This window comes from Streptomyces sp. NPDC053665 (assembly GCF_055585285.1).
Genome location: NZ_JBVJKK010000006.1, coordinates 185,486 through 203,730 on the forward strand (window position 1 = coordinate 185,486; position 18,245 = coordinate 203,730).

Below are 18,245 nucleotides of genomic sequence, written 5' to 3' on the forward strand. Positions count from 1 at the left end.
CGGAACTCATCGGTGCGCGCGGTCCGGTATCGCCGCTGCCGCCCCTGGCCTGCCGCCCCTGGCCGGCGTGGGGGACCGAGCCGTCACGCGGAGCGAGTGCCGCCGGGTGGGCGCACCACGGGGGCCGTACTGTCGGAGGCAGGACGTCCCACCCCCGGAGGCATCGGCAGCATGGACCAGCGGCGGCCCCTCACCGACGAGACGCTGAACGCGGCGGCGGACGCGTTCGAGCGGTTGCGCCCGCGCCTGTTCGGCATCGCGTACCGCGTCCTGGGCAGCGTGTCCGAGGCGGAGGACGTGGTGCAGGAGGTGTGGCTGCGCTGGCAGGGCACCGACCGGGGCGTGGTCCTCGACCACGGGGCGTTCCTGGCCAGGATCACCACCCGGCTGGCGATCAACGTGGCGCAGTCGGCGCGGGTCCGACGCGAGTCCTACGTCGGGCCGTGGCTGCCGGAACCGGTGGACACCAGCGCTGACCCGCAGCTCGGCGCGGAGCGCGGGGAGGCGCTGGAGCTGGCCGTACTGCTGGTCCTGCAGCGGCTCAACCCGGTGGAGCGGGCCGCCTACGTGCTGCGGGAGGCGTTCGGCTACGCGTACGACGAGATCGCGGGCATGCTCGAGCTCAGTCAGGCCAACGCCCGGCAGATCGTCTCCCGGGCCCGCCGGCGTCTGGCCGCCGAACGGCGGGAGCCGGTCGACACCGCGCAGCACCGGCGTCTGCTGGAGGCGTTCGTCGCCGCCGCCCGGGACGGCGACGTCGCCGCGCTGGAGGACGTGCTGTCGGCCGACGTGGTCGCCCACGCCGACGGCAACGGCATGCGCGGCGTGGCCAGGCTGGCAGTGGCGGGGGCCGGGCGGGTGGCCAGGGTCACCGCCTTCGCCCACAGGTTCTTCCCCGGCGCCGAGTACCGCGTGGCCGAGGCCAACGGGCAGCCCTGCCTGCTGCTCCTGGTGGACGGGGCGGCCGTCGCCCTGGTGAGCGCCACGGCGGGGCCGGACGGCATCGACGGGCTGTACTGGGTCCTGGCTCCGGAGAAGCTGCGGGCGTACGAGCGGTCGGCCCGGGGCCGGACCGATCGCGCGTAGGCCGCCGGTCAGCTCCGCTTCAGCCACTCCTCGAAGCGGGTGGCCGCGAGATGCGCGCTGTCGTCACCGGTGAGCACGTCGGGCATGCCGGCGAACAGGCCGGCCTCCTCGTCGGTGACGACCGTGCGGCCGTCCGGCTCGGCCGCCAGGGTCAGTTCGCCGAGCCGGTCGAGGCCGAACACCTCGGGGCCGGCGATGTTGCGGATGCCGTGGGACGGTTCGCCCTGTGCCGCCTCGGCGACGACCGCGGCCACGTCGGCGGAGGCGATGGGCCGCAGCCGGGTGGACGGCAGCCGCACCTCGGTGCCCTGGGTGGACATGTCCATCACCGGAGCGACGAACTCGAAGAACTGCGTGGCGCGCACCAGGCTGTACGGCACGCCGCTGTCGCGCACGGCGTTCTCCTGGGCGACCTTGGCCTCGTAGTAGCCGTAGCCGGGCACTTGGTCGACCCCCACGATCGACAGGGCCACATGGTGGCGGACGCCCGCTTCCTTCTCCGCGGCGAACAGGGTGCGCGCCGACCGGGTGAAGAAGTCCAGAGCCGGTTCGGTGTCGAAGGACGGCGAGTTCGACACGTCCACGACCACGTCGGCGCCCTCGAGGACCTCGGCCAGTCCCTCGCCGGTGAGGGTGTCGACGCCGGTGGAGGGTGCGGCGGGGACGGCCTCGTGCCCGGCCTCGCGCAGGAGGGTGACCACCTGCGAGCCGATGAGTCCCGTACCGCCGACGACCACGATCTTCATCACTGTCTCCGTTTCGCTGAAGTGCTGACTCACCACAGAGACAGAGCGGGGCGCCGGTCTGTGACAGGCACACCGGTCGCGTCCACCGGGCGACCCCGGATCGCTGCACCCCTCTTCCCGGCACCGGCACTGCCGTGCCATGCTCACGCCGCCACACACCTGAACGTTGTTCACTCATCTGAACATGATGAACAAGGAGCGGACGATGGGCGCACCACGACGCGCGGGGATCCTCGCGCTGGCACTGACGGCGTTCCTCACGGGCGTCGCCCCCACCGCCTCGGCCCGGCCCGAGACGGCACACTCCGACCGCGTGCCTCAGACGACCGTGCTGGACGGCACCCGTCTCGAGCACACCAGGACCCGCGTCCGGCACGGCGACCCCCGGCTGCGGCAGGCGGTCCGGGCGTTGCGGGCGCGCGCCGACAAGTGGCTCGACCAGGGCCCCTGGACCGTCGTCGACAAGCCCCGCCCGGCCCCCGGCGGCGACGTCCACGACTACCTCAGCCAGGCCCCGTACTGGTGGCCCACCACGACACCGACCGCCGGCAACCCCTGGGGCTGCCCGTACGTGCAGCGCGACGGCGAGCGCAACCCCGAGGTCGACTCCGGCACGGACCGCCAGGACCTGGAGAAGACGTTCGACTCCGCCTACGACCTGTCCCTCGCCTGGTACTACACCGGCGAGCGGCGCTACGCCCTCAAGGCCGGGCAGGTGCTGCGCACCTGGTTCCTCGACCCGTCCACCCGGATGAACCCGAACCTCGACCACGCGCAGTTCATCCCGTGCAAGTACGACGGCCGCGCCATCGGCATCATCGACTTCTCGCAGTCCTACACCGGCGTCCTGGATGCGCTCGCCCTGCTGGAGACCGGCGCCCCGGGCTGGACCCGGCAGGACCGCGGCGCCATGAGCCGCTGGAACACCGACTTCCTCGGCTGGCTGAAGGACAGCGACTTCGGCAGGCAGGAGGCGGCCGCCGCCAACAACCACGGCACCTTCTACGACCTGCTGCTCGCCGGCCTGGCCCACGCCACCGGCGACGTGGCGCTGGCCCGGCGCACGGTGCTCGACGCACGGGGCAGGCGCATCGCCGTGCAGATCGCGCCGGACGGCGGCCAGCCCCAGGAACTGGCCCGGACCAGGAGCTGGCACTACTCGACGTTCACGCTGGTGGCCCACACCAGGCTGGCGGCCATCGGCCGCCGGGTCGGGGTGGACCTGTGGGCCTACCGGGGCCCGGACGGCCAGAGCCTGTCCAAGGCGGTGGACTACCTGCTGCCCGCCGCGACGGGCGCGGCGGACTGGCCGCATCCGGAGCTGGAGTTCCACCGTTTCGCGGCCACCGATGTCGTGCACGCGGCCGCCGACGCCGGGGACCCGCGGGCGCGCCGGGCCGTTCCGTCGCTGGAGGAGCCGCCGGGCGGTGACCTGTGGGCGCTGCGCCCGGCGGCGGAGCAGCTCGACTCGATCACGGGCTGACGGGTCGAGGGACGCGAGCCGCCGGGGCGGAGACCGGTCAGATCGTGGAGAGGTCGATCGCCCGGTCGACGTCCCGCGGCCGCAGGACGCGCAGGATACCTTCGAGCAGGTAGTAGTCCGCGTACGGCAGGGAGATCTCCACCCCGTCCTCGGCCGGGCGGTTGCGAGTGCAGCGGGCGACCACGGCCTCCGCCCGGGCCGAGTCCCGGGTCAGGCACGTCTCCGACAGGGCCGTGAGCAGTCGCAGTGCGACCTCGCGGTACGCGCCGCGGCCGGTCGCGGCGGCCAGGTCGAGGAGCCCGCAAGCCATGACCGCGCCGGCGGACGCGTCCTTGACGTCGTGCGGCTGCTGCGGCGCGCGGTAGTCCCACACCGGGACGTGGTCCGGGCTCAGCGCGCCGATCGCGAAGTCGGCGAGGCTGCGGGCGGTGGCGAGGAAGTCCCGGTCGCCGGTCCGCCGGTACATGGTGGTGAACCCGTACAGCCCCCAGGCCTGCCCGCGCGACCAGCAGGACGACGGGCTGTACCCCTGGACCGTGTTCGGGCCGATCGGGGCGCCGGTGGCGGGGTCGAAGTCGTAGACGTGCGGGGTCGAGCCGTCCGGGCGCGGGAAGTACCGCCGGGTGGTCCGCGCGTGCTCGACGGCGATGTCCAGGTACGTGGCGTCACCGGTCTGCCGGCCGGCGAAGGCCAGCAGGTCCAGGTTCATCATCGTGTCGATGATGACGCGGCCGGCGTTGTCCGGGCTGTCGAGCGCGCCCCAGGCCCTGATGAAGCGGCCGCGCGGGTTGTACCGCCGGATCAGCGAGTCGGCGGCGCGCAGGGCGCCCGTCCGCCAGGCCTCGTCGCCCGTCAGCCGCCAGGCGGTCACCCAGGAGGGAGTGAAGAGGAAGCCGAGGTCGTGCGTGCCGGTGTCGTACTGGCGCGGGGCGAGCCGGCGCGCCGCGTCCGCGGCCAGGGTGCGGAAGGTGTCGTCGCCGCTGTGCAGCCACGCCATCCAGAGCGTGCCCGGCCAGAAGCCGCCGACCCAGTCGCCGTTCTGCGAGTACACCCACTTCTCGAACTTGGTGCCGACGGGGAACGCGGTCACCTTCGGGGCCACGGCGTGCAGTTTCCCGACGGCGTAGTCGGCGGCCTCGCGGAGCCGGCGCAGGGTGGGTGCGGGCACGGGAGCCCCGCCGGCGGTCGGGGCCGCGGTGGCGGCGCCGTGCGGGCCCGGGGCCGCTGCGGCCGGCGGGGCTGCGGACAGTGCTGCGGCACCGGCCGCCGCGGACAGTACGGCACGACGGGAGACACGCATGCGGATCCCTCCAACTGTGGGGCGTGGGAACGGAGTTGACCGAGCGTCGCATGAACGGCAGCAGCGTGTACACCCACGTGAGAGATGTTCATGATGGTGAACGTCGGGCGTGCGGTGGAGGGACCGGCCGGAGCTACCGGCCTTCGGGGGAATTCCGGCCCGGGGGCGCGGTTCGGGGGGCGCCGGGTGGTACCGGCATGTGGTGTCCACGCCTCCCGGTCCGCCCGCCTCGCCCCCGCCTCCCCTGAACGACGCGCAGGAGCGGGTACCGCGAGTGCTGCGGACCGCCGGTGCCTACGCCTGGCGGCTCATCGCGATCGGCGTCGTCGTCCGGTTCGCCTTCTCCGTGCTCGGCGAGTTCCACCGGGTCGCCGTCGCCGTCTTCCTCGGACTCGTCATCACGGCGGTGCTGCGCCCGGTGGCGGGCCTGCTGGCCCGGTACATGCCCCGGCCGCCGGCCGTCGCCATCGCCCTGATCGGCGGCATCGTCCTGGTCCTCGGCGCGCTGGCCCTGGTCGGCGAGACGGTGGCGGAGCAGCGCACCGGGCTGGAGCGGGAGTTCGTGGCGGGGGTCGACCGGATCGAACGGCAGTTGGAGCAGGCGCCCTTCCACCTTCCGGCCCACATGTTCGACGACCTCCAGTCACGGGTCGGCAGGCTGCTCTCGGAGCACCGCTCCACCCTCATCAGCACGGCGCTGACCGGCGCCAGCCGCCTGGTGGAGGTGCTGACCGTGCTCGCGCTCGCCCTGTTCTGCTCGGTGTTCTTCACCTACTCCGGCGAGCGGCAGTGGCAGTGGGTGTGCGACCAGCTTCCCGAGCGGGCACGCCTGCGCTTCTCGGTCGGGGCCGGAGCCGCCTGGCGGACCTTCACCGGTTACACGCACGGCATCCTGCTGGTGGCGGCGACCAACGCGGTCCTCGTCGGCATCGCCCTGTTCGCGCTGGGGGTGCCGCTGGCGGTGCCCCTGGCGCTGCTGGAGTTCGTGGCCGCGTTCATCCCGCTGATCGGTTCGCCGATCGCCCTCGCCGTGGCGGCGGTGGTCGCCCTGGCCTCCAAGGGTCCGCTGATCGCCCTGGTGGTCGTCGCGCTGATCGTGGTCATCGGCCAGATCGAGGGACACCTCCTGCACCCCCTCGTGATGAGCTGGGCGGTCCGGCTGCACCCGGTGGTGGTCGCGCTGGCCGTCGTGGGCGGGGCGGTCGCGGCGGGGGTCATCGGCGCGGTGGTGGCCGTACCGCTGGTGGCGGTGGTGTGGTCGGTCTACCAGGCTCTGCGCGGCGGTTCCGAGGAGCCCCCCGCCACCCAGAGTGGTCGCGCTCCACACCCGACGCCCTAACTATGGTGTCCCACCACATACGCCCCTGACCTGGCCGTTCCTACGGTGTGGCGACACACAACCGTCCCCGCAGAACGCCAGGAAGTGGTGCCGATGTCGTCGCCCGCGACAGCTCCCCCCGCCCCGTCGAACCTCAAGCGCATCGTCGCCGCCAGTCTCATCGGCACCACCATCGAGTGGTACGACTTCTTCCTCTACGGCTCCGCCGCCGCGCTCGTCTTCAACCAGCTGTTCTTCCCCGACTCCGATCCGCTGGTGGGCACGCTGCTGTCCTTCCTGACCTACGCCGTGGGCTTCGCCGCCCGGCCGCTGGGCGCGCTGGTGTTCGGGCACTACGGTGACCGGCTCGGGCGCAAGAAGCTGCTGGTGCTGAGCCTGCTGCTGATGGGCGGGGCGACGTTCGCGATCGGGCTGCTGCCGACACACGCCACCATCGGCTCCGCCGCCCCGGTGCTGCTCACCGTGCTGCGCCTCGTGCAGGGCTTCGCCCTGGGCGGCGAGTGGGGCGGGGCCGTGCTGCTCGTGTCGGAGCACGGCGACGCGCGGCGGCGCGGCTTCTGGGCCTCCTGGCCGCAGACCGGCGCACCGGCCGGCCAGCTCCTCGCCACCGGTGTGCTGTCCCTGCTGACCGCTCTGCTGTCGGACGCCGCGTTCGGCAGCTGGGGCTGGCGGATCCCGTTCCTGCTGTCCGGCGTCCTGGTGATCGTCGGTTTGTGGATTCGTCTGTCTGTCGACGAATCGCCGGTCTTCAAGGAGGCACTGGCGCAGGCGGAGGCCCGCAAGGCGGCCGCCCGGCCGACGGAGGCGGAGAAGACCCCCCTGGTCGCCGTCCTGCGTCACCACTGGCGCGACGTCCTGGTCGCGATGGGCGCTCGCATGGCGGAGAACATCAGCTACTACGTGATCACCGCCTTCATCCTCGTCTACGCCACGACCTCGGCCGGGGTGTCCAAGCAGACGGCCCTCAACGCCGTGCTGATCGCCTCCGCGGTGCACTTCGCCGTCATCCCCGCCTGGGGCGCCCTCTCCGACCGGATCGGCCGGCGCCCGGTGTATCTCGTCGGCGCGGTCGGGGTCGGGCTGTGGATGTTCCCGTTCTTCGCGCTGATCGACACCGGCGGCTTCGGCAGTCTGCTCCTCGCCGTCACCGTCGGCCTGGTCCTGCACGGCGCGATGTACGCGCCCCAGGCCGCGTTCTTCTCCGAGATGTTCGCGACCCGGATGCGCTACTCCGGCGCGTCCATCGGCGCCCAGTTCGCCTCGGTCGCGGCGGGCGCGCCCGCTCCGCTGATCGCCACCGCGCTGCTGTCCGACTACGGCAGCTCCACACCGATCGCCCTGTACGTCATCGCCGCCGCCCTCCTGACGGTCGTCGCGGTGGCGGCGGCCAAGGAGACCCACCGGCGGGACCTGGCGGACGTCACCGCCCCCGAGGCCGGCGCCACCACCCCGGCCGGGGCCGGGACGGAGGCCGAGCCGGAGGACGCCCGCACCGTCTGACGCACGTGGCACGTGGCTCTGACGCCCCCCGCACGCCCGATGCGTGCGGGGGGCGTCAGGGCCGTTCGGGGGCCGAGAGCCGGTGCAGGCGCAGGGCGAGCTGGATCTCCAGGGCCCGCGCCGGGCTCTGCCAGTCGGCGCCGAGGAGGCGGCCGACGCGCTCCAGACGCTGGGCGACGGTGTTCACGTGCACGTGCAGGTCGTCCTTGGTGCGGGCGGGGCTCATGCCGCTGGCGAAGTACGCGTCGAGGGTGCGCAGCAGCTCGGTCCCGCGCCGCTGGTCGTACGCGACGACCTGGCCGATCGTCCGGTCGACGAAGCCCGGGATGTCCCGGTCGCCGGCCAGGAGCAGCCCGAGGAAGCCGAAGTCCTCGGCGGCGGCGCCGTCACCGCGGCGGCCGAGGAGACGCAGGGCGTCGAGACAGCGCCCGGCCTCGGCGTACGCCGCGGCCACCGCGTCGGGGCGGGCGGCGAGGTCCCCGGCGGGCGCGGAGGCGCCGACCGTGACCGGGGCGTGGACCGCCGTGCCCAGGTGGCGGGCGGCCCGGCGGGCCACGGCGGTGGCGGTGTCTCGGGGGCCGAGGGGCAGCAGCAGGACCGTGCCACCGTCGCGTGCGGCGGCCAGGCCGTGACGGGTCGCTGCGAGGTGCGAGGCGGCGGCGGCCAGACGGCGGCGGGCGTCCGCCTCGTGCTCGGCGTCGCCCCTGCCGTCGGCGGCGTCCTCCAGCCGCGCGGCCAGCACCACGTGCACCGCGTCGAGGTCGGCGTCGAGCCGTGCGGCACGCTCCCGCAGCAGGCGCGGGTCCCGGTCGCGGGCGTCCAGCAGGTCGTCCAGCAGCTCCCCGCGCACGCGCTGTTCGGCGTCGGCGGCGGACCTGCGGGCCAGCAGCAGCAGGGAGGTGACCATCGCGGCCCGCTCCAGAGTGCGCTGATCGACCGGGTCGAGGCCCGGCTGGCCGTGCAGGACGAGCGCGCCGAGCAGCTCCCCGCCGGCGGCCACGGCGGCGATCCAGTCGTCCTGGTGCCGCACCGCGTGGCCCTCGGCGCGGGAGGCCTCCACGGGCCCGGCCGGTGCGGCGGCGGCCTCGGTGAACTCGACCGTGCCGTCCAGGATCTCGGAGACCGCGGCTGCCACGTCGTGCACCCCGCCGCCCCGCAGGACCAGCTCGGCGAGCCGGTCGTGCACGTCGGAGGCGCGCTCGATGACGCCGCTGCGGTCCCGGATGATCTCGTTGGCCCGCTCCAGACCGGCCAGGGCGGACCGGGTCTCGGCGAGCAGGTTGGCGGTGTCGATGGCGGCCGCGGCCAGCGCGGCGAAGGAGCCGAGCAGCGCGATCTGCTCCCGCTCGAAGACCCGGGCGCGCCGGTCCGCCGCGAACAGCACGCCGATGACGTGGTGCCCGAGGCTCAACGGCACGCCGAGGATGGCCACCAGTCCCTCGTCCCGCACGCCCGCGTCGATCGTCAGGGTGTGCTGGAAGCGGTCGTCCTTGAAGTAGTCGTCGGTCACGTACGGGCGCGCGGTCTGGGCGACCAGGCCGCCGAGCCCCTCCCCCATGCCGAGCCGCAGCTGCTGGAAGCGGGCCGCGACGGAACCCTCGGTGACCCGCATGTAGGTGTCGCCGCGCTCCGGGTCGTTCAGGCTGAGGTAGGCGACGTCCGTGCCCAGCAGCGACCGGGCGCGCTGCACGATCGCCTGGAGCACGGCGTCCAGGTCGCGCAGCCCGGCGAGGTCGTGGGCGGTCTCGAACAGCGCGGACAGCTCGGCCTCGCGCCGGCGCCGGCCCTCCAGCTCCGCGCGCACCCGCAGGGCGAGCGGCTTGGCCTGCGCGAGCGCGGCGATCCACTCCGCGGACCGGCCCTCGGCGCGGGCGAGCAGCTCGGGCTGCTCGTAGGCGTCGGCGGAGGCGCCCCTCGCCAGCAGTTCGAGGAACGGCGTCTCGGCACACGCCGGGGACGGCTGCGCCCCGCCCGGCGGCAGCGCGGCGGGGGCCGGCCGCGCCCCGGCGCGGGTCGGCCGCTCGGCGTCTCCGGCCGGCGAGGCCCCGGCTCGGGACGACGGCGGTGCGGCCGTCCCCGCGGGGCGCCCGGCCGGCTGGTCGTGATCACTGGACATGCCCACAGGATTCACCATGACCAGGCCGTCCCGTCAGCCCTGTGGACAACTCCCGGGCGACGGTCACCGGCCCTCAGTGGGCGGTCCAGCCGCCGTCGAGCACGAGCGAGGTACCGGTCACGAAGGACGCCTGCGGCGCGCACAGATACGCCACGGCCTCGGCGACCTCCTCCGGTTCGATCAGGCGCTTGACGGCGCTGTCCTGCAGCAGCACCTCGGACAGCACCCGCTCCTCGGGGATGCCGTGCGCCCGCGCCTGGTCGGTGATCTGCTGCTCGACCAGTGGGGTACGCACATAACCGGGGTTCACACAGTTCGAGGTGACTCCATGGGCGGCACCTTCGAGCGCCGCCGTCTTGGAGAGCCCCTCCAGCCCGTGTTTGGCTGCCACATAGGCCGACTTGTAGGCCGAGGCGCGCAGCCCATGGACGGACGACACATTGACGATGCGGCCCCAGCCCTGTCCGTACATGTGGGGAAGGGCGCCGCGGATGAGCCGGAAGGGCGCCTCCAGCATCACCGTCAGGACCGTGTGGAAGACGTCGGGCGGGAACTCCTCCAGGGGCCGCACGAGCTGGAGCCCGGCGTTGTTGACGAGGACGTCGGTGCCCGCGGCGGCGAGTTCCGCCGCGTCCAGGTCGGTGAGGTCGAGGACGTGCGGTTCGAGACTGCCCGCCAGGCCGCGGGCCTGGTCGGCGAGCCGTTCCAGACCGGCGGCGTCCCGGTCGACGGCTCTCACCTTGGCTCCGGCGGCCGCGAGCCGCAGCGCGCAGGCACGGCCGATGCCGCCGGCGGCGCCGGTGACGAGCGCGGTGCGGCCGCCCAGGTCGAGCGGGGAGGCGTGGGGAGCCATGAGGGCACGGGGCGCGGTCATGCCTCGACCCTAGGCAGCGCCCACGCCTCACCACATGTGGTCAGACCCCACACTTCACCCCGCAGAGGTGGGCTCGAACCATGTGGGGCCGTCGGACAGGGCTTGCTTGATCCGGAACAGTCCGAACTCGTCCAGGGCGGGCAGGGCATCGAGGGCGAACCAGGCGACGTCCAGCGACTCGTCGTCGTTGACCCGGGCCTCGCCGCCGACGGCTCGGCAGCGGAAGGTGATGTCCATGTACTGGCAGATGTCGCCGTTCCCGTAGGTGACGGGTTGCAGCGCCTGGACCAGGACGACCCGTTCGGCGACGCAGTGCACGCCCGTCTCCTCGTACACCTCCCGGACCGCGCAGGCCGCGGGCTGCTCCCCCGGGTCGGGGATGCCGCCGAGCACGGACCACCTGCGGGTGTCGGCCCGGCGGTTGAGCAGCACCCGGCCCTCGTCGTCGAGGACGAGGGCGGTGACACCGGGGAGCCAGAGCAGCTGGTGGCCGGCCGAGGCGCGGAGCGTGCGGATGAAGTCGGGAGTAGCCATGCCCCGACCCTAAGCGGCCGGCCCCGCCGTCCCGGCCGGTTCGGGGCGGTGTGCGCCGGGCGTACGGCTACACGTCACCGGCGCGACGCCCGCGCAGGGCGGTGGCGGCGGCCCAGCCGAGTCCGCCGGCCGCGACCAGCACCAGCGCGATCTCCGGCAGGACCCCGAGCCGGGTGGCCGGGGTCTGCGAGGACCGCAGCGGCACCTTCTGCACCAGCGAGTCGGCCACGAACATCCCGGTTCTCCGGGTGATCGTCCCGTCGGGCATGATGAAGGCGCTGACGCCGCTGGTCACCGGCACCGCCACGGTCCGGCTGTGCTCCACCGCCCGGACGCGGGACATGGCGAGCTGCTGGTAGGTCATCTCGCTGCGGTCGAAGGTGGCGTTGTTGGACGGCACGGAGATCATCTGGGCACCGTCCGTGACCTCGGACCGCACCGCCCAGTCGAAGGCGGCCTCGTAGCAGGTGACCAGGCCGACCTTGGCGCCGTGCATGGTGAACACGCCCGGTTCGGTGCCGCGGGTGAAGTCCTGGCGGACCATCTCGGTCCAGCTCTTGTTGATCGCGCCGATGAGCGGGCGCAGCGGCAGGTACTCGCCGAAGGGCTGGATCTGGCGCTTGTCGTAGGTGTCGACGGGCCCCTCGGCCGGGTCCCAGAGGATCTGCTCGTTGTACAGCCGGCCGTCCCGCTCGACGACACCGCCGACCGAGATCGGCACGCCCACAGCCTTGGCCGCCCCGTCGATGACCGCCCGGGCGTCGGGGTTGGCGAAGGGGTCGATGTCGGAGGAGTTCTCCGGCCACAGCACGAAGTCGGGCCGGGCCGCCTTGCCGGCCTGGACCTCGGCGGCCAGGCGCCGCGTCTCGCGGGCGTGGTAGTCGAGCACGGCGCGCCGCTGGGCGTTGAACTCCAGGCCGGCCCGGGGCACGTTGCCCTGGATGACCGCCACGGTCACGTGGCCGTCCTCGGCCCGGTCGCTGACCAGGGGCCGCGCCGCCACGGCGCCCACGACGGGGAGAGCCAGGGCGATCAGGCCCACGGCCGCAGCGGCGCGCCGCACCTCACCGGTCCTGCGCCGGGCGACGGCCGTCCGGACGGTCTCGTACAGGCCGAAGCCGCACAGGGCGACCGCGAAGCCGAGCACCGGGGTGCCGCCCACCGCGGCGAGCGGCAGGAACACGCCGTCCGCCTGCCCGAACGCGACCTTTCCCCAGGGGAAGCCCTCGAAGGGCACACGCGCGCGTGCCGCCTCGCCGGCGATCCACACGGCGGCGGCCCACACGGGCGCGCCCGGCAGCTTCGACACGGCCGCCACCCCGGCACCGACCGCGCCGACGAACAGCGCCTCGATGGCCACCAGGGCGAGCCACGGCCCGGGCCCGACCTCCACCCCGGTCCACACCAGCAGCGGCAGCAGGAATCCCAGTCCGAAGAGGTAACCGAGACCGAGTCCGGCCTTCCACCCCCGGCCGCGCAGCACCCAGCCGAGGACGGCGAAGGCCGGCAGGGCCAGCCACCACAGGGTGCGGGGCGGGAAGCTGACGTAGAGGAGCAGTCCGGCGAGGGCGGCTGCGGCGGCCGGGACGAGACGCGCGAGCCGGTGGCCCCACGTCCGGACGCCGGGCGCGACACGCGGCTCCAGCCGGTCCGACTCGCCGACGGATGTTGCGGTGACGGTCACCTCCGGAGTGTACGGCGAGTGAAGTCGCAGCCGACAGCACGGTCCACGGCGCCCGGCGGAGCACACCGTCGCGCAGTCCCCATGGCACCTCTGGAGGGCATGGTCCCGCACCCCCGGCGACAATCCGCACCCACACAGTGCTGCCGCCCCGCCCCGCCCCGCCCCGCCCGGGCGCTCGCGCCCGCCCCCACACCACCCGCCTTGTTCATTTCGTCACGGCGCATCCCCAAATCCTTCACCAGCCGTTACGGTGTGCCGAAGCCTCCGCCGTGCGGCCCGCAGCGGTCGTCCGGACGAGGTCGTCACAGGTCAGGGGCTAGGGCGCCGGGGGGCGTGCGGGGTGGGTTCCAGCGGGATGGCGTCCGCGTCCGGTGCGGACGCGGACGGTGGGAGACGCAGCGCGGCGGACGCCGCGGGTGTGGTGGTGCTCGGGGCCTGCGCCGGCTGGTCCCTGATCACGGCGGCCGCGCACGACGGCCGGCCCGAGGGCGTGCTCCTCGCGGTGCTGGCGGTCGCGGCCGGGTACGCGGCGGGCCGGATCGGCGGAGCCGTGGTGCCGGTCGGCGCGCCCGTGGCCGCGGCCCTGGCAGGCATCGCGCTGACCTTGGCGGTGCCGCACCTCGCCCCCGGCCCGCAGATCGGCGCGCCCCTGGGGCACGCCGGGGCCACCGCCGCCGTGCTGACGCTCTCGGCCGGTGCCGCGTGCTGCGCCGCCTGGGGAACCTCCCGTCCGGCCGTGCGGTTCGCCCTGCGGCTGCTCGCGGCCGGAGCGGCCCTGCTGGCGGCGCTCCTCGGCTCCACCGTCGGGTGCGTGGCCTGCGTGGCCGTGCTGCTCTGCTCGGTGGCCACCGGCCGCACCCCGCACCGCGGTGCCGCCCTGGCCGTGCTGGCCTCGGTCGCCGTCCTGGTGACGGGGCTGACCTGGTCGGTCGCCGCATGGGCCGTGCCGAGCGGCTCGGGCGGTGCCGTCGAGGAGCGGCTCACCCCGCACCGCGTGGAGCTGTGGCAGGACGCGTGGCGCCTGCTGGCCGAGGAGCCGGCCCTGGGCGCCGGGCCCGGCCGCTTCGGGGAGCTGAGCGCGACGTCGGCCCATTCGCTGGTGTCCGACGGCAGGCCGCACTCCGCGGCGCTGCAACAGGCGGCCGAGCAGGGCGTCGTCGGCGTGGTCCTGCTGGCGGCGGCGTTCGGCTGGGTCCTCTACGCGCTGTGGCGGGGTCCGCGTCCCACGCCGGTGGCGCTCACGGCGGGCGCGGCCCTGACGGCCCTCGCGACGATCGCGGCGCTGGGCAACGCGCTCAGTTTCACCGCCGTCTCGGTGGGTGCGGGCCTGCTGGCGGGCATGGCCACGGCGCGCCCCCTGCCGGCCGGTCCGGCGAGCCGTACGGCTCAGCCGCGCTCACAGGACGCGGGCCGCGCGGCCGCCTGACGGCGCGGAGGGATCCCGCCCCGCCTCCACCGCACACCTCAGTGCGCGGCCGCTCCCGGCTTGCCGGGCCGCAGCCGTTCCTCGATGACCCGCACGGCCGCCTCCGCGTCGTCGACGGTGACCGTGAACGTGTGGCCGTCCCACAGCTCCAGCACCACGCCCTCGCCGCGTCGCACGACCACCGCCGTCCCCTTCTCCGGCCGCCACCGGTAGCCCCAGCCGCCCCAGTGCCGGGGGGTGACGTGCGAGGTGTACGTGGCGCCGACGACCTGGGAGAGGGGGATGCGCCGGCGCGGCAGTCCCATGTGGCCGCAGCGGACCTCGAGGTGGTCCTCGTCGACCCGGAGGGCGACGTGCACGAAGGCGAGCGTCCCGAAGAGGACCAGCAGACCGGCGGCGATGCACCCGACGACGGCCATCACGAGCGGGGCGATCCCGGACTTCCACGCCGAGTCCACGGCCAGCGCGATGCCCAGGGCGAGGCAGGCGGCACCCGCGAGCGCCAGCAGCCACTGGGCCCGGTTGGTCGCACGACCGGTCCAGACGTCGGGGTACCGATGGGTGGCGTTCTCGCCGTGGGGGTGGTCCCTCATGCCATCGAGGTTACTCACGTTCCGCTGTGTCGGTACCTCGTGGCGGACGGTGACTGCGCCGGCCGGGCGTCACCGCCCGCGTCGTGCGCCGTCGCCCGCTCAGCGCGCGGGCGTGACCGCCTGGAGCAGCCGGCCCTCGGCGTACGCCAGCGCGGGCTCGGGCAGCGCGCCCTCGCGGCCGCTGAGCAGCACGGTGAGGGTGCCGTCGGGTGCGGCGTCCGGGGCGGGCTGTTCCCCGAGCCGGCGCAGGGCCTGGGCGGCCACGGCACCGGCGGAGCCATGCAGCACCAGGGGCGGGCGGCCGGGGCGCTGGACGGCGGCCCGGATGCGCTCGGCGACCAGTTCGTAGTGGGTGCAGCCGAGGACGACGGTGGTCACCTCCTCGGGCGTGAGGGCGGCGGCCGCGCGGACGGCGGCGTCGATCGCCGCCTCGTCCGCGTGCTCCACGGCCTCGGCCAGGCCCCAGCAGGGCACCTCGGTGACGGGCACCCCACCGGCGAAGTCCCGGATCAGGTCGCGCTGGTAGGGGCTGCCGGTGGTGGCCGGGGTGGCCCAGATGGCGAGGTGGCCGCCACCGGCCGCGGCCGGCTTGATCGCGGGCACGGTGCCGATGACCGGGAGCTGCGGTTCGAGGCGGGCGCGCAGGGCGGTCAGGGCGTGCACCGTCGCGGTGTTGCAGCCGACGATGAGGGCGTCGGGGCGGCGTGCGGCGGCCGCTTCGGCGACGGCCAGGGCGCGGCCGGTCAGGTCCTCCGGCGTCCTCGGGCCCCACGGCATGCCGTCGGGGTCCAGGGAGAGCACGAGATCGGCGTCGGGGCGCAGCCGCCGTACCGCGGCGGTGGCCGCCAGCAGACCGATTCCGGAGTCCATGAGCGCGATCTTCACCCGATCACGATAGACGATGAGCCGCTCCGGGCCGGTGCCGTGGTGCAGACTGCGCGCGTGAGCGCCGTTGTGTGGACTGCCGCTGGATCACTGCTCGCCTGGCTGTGGCTGCTGCTCGGCCAGGGCTTCTTCTGGCGCACGGACGTGCGCCTGCCGCGGCGGCGGGACCCGGACGTGTGGCCGCCGGTGTGCGTCGTGGTCCCGGCCCGTGACGAGGCCGCGGTGCTGCCGGCCGCGCTGCCGTCGCTGCTGGGGCAGGACTATCCGGGGCGGGCGGAGGTCTTCCTCGTCGACGACGGCAGTACGGACGGTACGGGGGAGCTGGCGCGCGGGCTGGCGCGGCGGCACGGCGGGCTGCCGCTGACCGTCGCCTCCCCCGGGGAACCGCCCGCGGGCTGGACGGGCAAGCTGTGGGCGGTGCGCCACGGGATGGCCCTGGCACGCGCGCGTGATCCCGAGTACCTGCTGCTCACGGACGCCGACATCGCGCACGCGCCGGACAGCCTGCGCGCGCTGGTGTCGGCGGCCGGGTCCGGCGGGTTCGACGTCGTGTCGCAGATGGCGCGCCTGCGGGTGGAGAGCGTCTGGGAGCGGCTCGTGGTGCCGGCGTTCGTCTACTTCTTCGCGCAGCTCTACCCGTTCCGGTGGATCGGCCGGCGGGGCACCCGCACGGCGGCCGCGGCCGGCGGCTGCGTGCTGCTGCGGGCGGACGCCGCCGCGCGGGCGCGGATCCCGGACGCCATCCGGCACGCGGTGATCGACGACGTGGCGCTCGCGCGGGCCGTGAAGGGCACGGGCGGCCGGGTCTGGCTGGGGCTGGCCGAGCGCGTGGACAGCGTGCGGCCCTACCCGCGGCTGCACGACCTGTGGCGGATGGTGTCGCGCAGCGCCTATGCCCAGTTGCGGCACCACCCCGTGGTGCTGGCGGGGACGGTCGCCGGGCTGGCGCTGGTGTACCTCGTGCCGCCGGCCGCCCTGGCCGTCGGTGTCGCGGCGGGCAGTACGGCCGCGGCGGTCGCGGGCGGCCTCGCCTGGCTGATCATGGCGGGGACGTACGTGCCGATGCTCCGCCATTACGGGCAGCCGTGGTGGCTCGCCCCGCTGCTGCCGTTCACCGCGTTCCTCTACCTCCTCATGACGGTCGACTCCGCGGTGCAGCACTACCGGGGGCGCGGTGCGGCCTGGAAGGGCCGCACCTACGCGCGCCCGGAGGCCCTGCCGGACGAGGGCTGACGGCCGTTCCGGGGCGTCACTTCCTGCCGGGGGTCCAGTTCATGCCCCATCCGTAGGCGTAGTCGACGGTCCGCTGCGGGCTCACGCCCCGCTCGGGCACCAGATAGCGCGCCTCCCGCTGGACGACCAGGTCCCCGCCCGTGTTGGTGATCAGCGCCAGCGCGCACACGAGGGAGGGGACCGTGCACTCGTCGAGGGAGAAGTCGATGGGCGCCCCGTGCTGGGGGCGGAGCGTGACCGTGGCGTGCAGGTCGGCGAAGGAGCGGGCGCCCTCGTAGATGGTGACGAAGACGAGGATGCGCCGGAAGAGGTGCTTGTGGTCGAGGTTGACGGTGAGGTTCTCGCCGGACGCGCTGGCGCCGGTGCGGTCGTCGCCGTCGAGGTGGATGAACGGCGGCCGGTCGAGTGCCCCGAAGGCGTTGCCGAGGGCCTGGACGACGCCCTTGCTGCCGTCGGCGAGTTCGTACAGGGCGCACAGGTCGAGGTCGAGGTCGGAGTGCATCGCGGTGGGGCGGCCGAACTTGCTGCTCCAGCCCGAGAACTGCTTGCGCACCTCCCAGTTGAGGTTCACGTGCAGGGCGCCGGAGGTGCCGCCCTGTTTGGTGAGCGAGACGGAGGGGGCGTTCTTGGTGAGCGTGACCTTGGTGAGGCGGACGGGCTCGGGCGCCGGGGGCGCGGCGGGCGGGGGCGGGGTGGCGGGCCGCGCGGTCACCGGCGGTGCGGGAGGCGAGGGCGCGGCGGCGGGGGCCGGGGCCGCCTGCTGGGGCTCGTCCACGGTGATGCCGTAGTCGGTGGCCAGTCCTTCGAGGCCGCTGCTGTAGCCCTGTCCCACGGCGCGGAACTTCCAGGCGCCCTGCCGGCGGTAGAACTCGCCCAGCACGAAGGCGGTTTCCGTACCGGCGCCCGGGTTGTCGAAGCGGGCGACGGTGGTGCCCGCGCCCGCGTCCCGGACCTCGATGTACAGGCCCGGTACCTGCCCGAACGTGCCGCCGTCCGCGGAGGCGGCGAGGACGACCGTCTCGATGGCGGGCTCCACGCGCGCGAGGTCGACCAGAAGCGTGTCCGTCACCTGTCCGCCGGCGTCGCGCTTGCCCTCGTGCCGGACCGCGCCGGAGGAGTGCGCGGGCTGGTTGTAGAAGACGAAGTCCGCGTCCGAGCGGACCTTCCCGCCGACCAGCAGCAGGGCGGAGGCGTCGGCGTCGGGTACTCCCGGGCCGGTGCGCCAGCCCAATTCGACCCGCAGTTCCCCGGTGGGCACCGGAGTGTTCGACCCCTTCGTCATGTTCATGTCCGCCCCCATTGCCGATCATTGCGCCGGGCCCGTCCCGGACGCCCGTCGAGTTCCGTCCGCACAACCTATTCCTGATCGCCGCGAACTCCCATGCACGCTCGCGCAAACACTGCGGGTCAACCGTCGGTAACCCGCCCGGAACTCGGCCTTTACAC

15 protein-coding genes are annotated in these 18,245 nt (G+C 74.4%); 6 read left to right on the top strand and 9 right to left on the bottom strand.

Features of this window, described 5'->3' with window-relative positions; genetic code table 11:
• Positions 1-171 precede the first annotated feature (171 nt).
• A complete protein-coding gene (locus tag ACZ6ZN_RS24110) occupies positions 172-1,086 on the top strand; it encodes an RNA polymerase sigma-70 factor (protein ID WP_469649296.1) in 915 nt (304 codons plus the stop codon).
• Between the two features lie 8 nt (positions 1,087-1,094).
• Here ACZ6ZN_RS24110 and ACZ6ZN_RS24115 read toward each other — a convergent pair whose 3' ends face one another.
• On the bottom strand, positions 1,095-1,832 hold the full coding sequence (locus ACZ6ZN_RS24115; protein ID WP_469649300.1) for an SDR family oxidoreductase: 738 nt from the start codon (positions 1,830-1,832) through the stop codon (positions 1,095-1,097).
• Between the two features lie 205 nt (positions 1,833-2,037).
• On the opposite strand from ACZ6ZN_RS24115, the gene ACZ6ZN_RS24120 reads away from it, so the two are divergent.
• Complete coding sequence (locus ACZ6ZN_RS24120; protein WP_469649303.1) at positions 2,038-3,315, top strand: alginate lyase family protein; 1,278 nt, start codon at positions 2,038-2,040, stop codon at positions 3,313-3,315.
• Positions 3,316-3,352: 37 nt separating this feature from the next.
• Here ACZ6ZN_RS24120 and ACZ6ZN_RS24125 read toward each other — a convergent pair whose 3' ends face one another.
• Positions 3,353-4,615, bottom strand: coding sequence for a glycoside hydrolase family 88 protein (locus ACZ6ZN_RS24125; RefSeq protein ID WP_469649305.1), 1,263 nt, complete (start codon positions 4,613-4,615; stop codon positions 3,353-3,355).
• A 244-nt stretch (positions 4,616-4,859) separates the two neighbouring features.
• On the opposite strand from ACZ6ZN_RS24125, the gene ACZ6ZN_RS24130 reads away from it, so the two are divergent.
• Together ACZ6ZN_RS24130 and ACZ6ZN_RS24135 are read left to right on the top strand one after the other, a co-directional pair.
• Positions 4,860-5,954 (top strand): AI-2E family transporter, encoded by a 1,095-nt coding sequence (locus ACZ6ZN_RS24130; RefSeq protein WP_469649837.1) that lies wholly within the window; start codon positions 4,860-4,862, stop codon positions 5,952-5,954.
• Between the two features lie 93 nt (positions 5,955-6,047).
• Positions 6,048-7,454, top strand: a complete 1,407-nt coding sequence (locus tag ACZ6ZN_RS24135; RefSeq protein ID WP_451878576.1) for an MFS transporter — start codon at positions 6,048-6,050, stop codon at positions 7,452-7,454.
• 55 nt (positions 7,455-7,509) lie between these two features.
• Here ACZ6ZN_RS24135 and ACZ6ZN_RS24140 read toward each other — a convergent pair whose 3' ends face one another.
• The 4 genes from ACZ6ZN_RS24140 to lnt all read right to left on the bottom strand — a co-directional run bounded on the left by ACZ6ZN_RS24140 (position 7,510) and on the right by lnt (position 12,662).
• Positions 7,510-9,570 carry a helix-turn-helix domain-containing protein gene (locus tag ACZ6ZN_RS24140; protein ID WP_469649309.1) on the bottom strand — a complete coding sequence of 687 codons (2,061 nt, stop codon included), beginning with the start codon at positions 9,568-9,570 and terminating at the stop codon, positions 7,510-7,512.
• Positions 9,571-9,643: 73 nt separating this feature from the next.
• Entirely contained in the window at positions 9,644-10,444 is an 801-nt protein-coding gene (locus ACZ6ZN_RS24145) for a 3-hydroxybutyrate dehydrogenase (RefSeq protein ID WP_398108393.1), read from the bottom strand.
• A gap of 54 nt (positions 10,445-10,498) precedes the next feature.
• Positions 10,499-10,978, bottom strand: coding sequence for an NUDIX hydrolase (locus ACZ6ZN_RS24150; RefSeq protein WP_398108394.1), 480 nt, complete (start codon positions 10,976-10,978; stop codon positions 10,499-10,501).
• A gap of 67 nt (positions 10,979-11,045) precedes the next feature.
• On the bottom strand, positions 11,046-12,662 hold the full coding sequence (gene lnt / locus ACZ6ZN_RS24155) for an apolipoprotein N-acyltransferase (protein ID WP_469649313.1): 1,617 nt from the start codon (positions 12,660-12,662) through the stop codon (positions 11,046-11,048).
• A gap of 355 nt (positions 12,663-13,017) precedes the next feature.
• On the opposite strand from lnt, the gene ACZ6ZN_RS24160 reads away from it, so the two are divergent.
• The gene (locus tag ACZ6ZN_RS24160; protein WP_469649839.1) at positions 13,018-14,088 is read left to right on the top strand and encodes an O-antigen ligase family protein; all 1,071 of its coding nucleotides are present in this window, start codon (positions 13,018-13,020) and stop codon (positions 14,086-14,088) included.
• A gap of 38 nt (positions 14,089-14,126) precedes the next feature.
• Here ACZ6ZN_RS24160 and ACZ6ZN_RS24165 read toward each other — a convergent pair whose 3' ends face one another.
• Positions 14,127-14,681 (bottom strand): hypothetical protein, encoded by a 555-nt coding sequence (locus ACZ6ZN_RS24165; protein WP_398108397.1) that lies wholly within the window; start codon positions 14,679-14,681, stop codon positions 14,127-14,129.
• Between the two features lie 99 nt (positions 14,682-14,780).
• On the bottom strand, positions 14,781-15,566 hold the full coding sequence (locus ACZ6ZN_RS24170; RefSeq protein WP_398108398.1) for a glutamate racemase: 786 nt from the start codon (positions 15,564-15,566) through the stop codon (positions 14,781-14,783).
• Positions 15,567-15,605: 39 nt separating this feature from the next.
• Here ACZ6ZN_RS24170 and ACZ6ZN_RS24175 point away from each other — a divergent pair, with 39 nt between their 5' ends.
• Complete coding sequence (locus ACZ6ZN_RS24175) at positions 15,606-16,799, top strand: glycosyltransferase (protein ID WP_469649316.1); 1,194 nt, start codon at positions 15,606-15,608, stop codon at positions 16,797-16,799.
• Positions 16,800-16,815: 16 nt separating this feature from the next.
• On the opposite strand, the gene ACZ6ZN_RS24180 is transcribed toward ACZ6ZN_RS24175, so the two are convergent.
• Entirely contained in the window at positions 16,816-18,081 is a 1,266-nt protein-coding gene (locus ACZ6ZN_RS24180; RefSeq protein WP_469649841.1) for a TerD family protein, read from the bottom strand.
• Between the last annotated feature and the right edge of the window lie 164 nt (positions 18,082-18,245).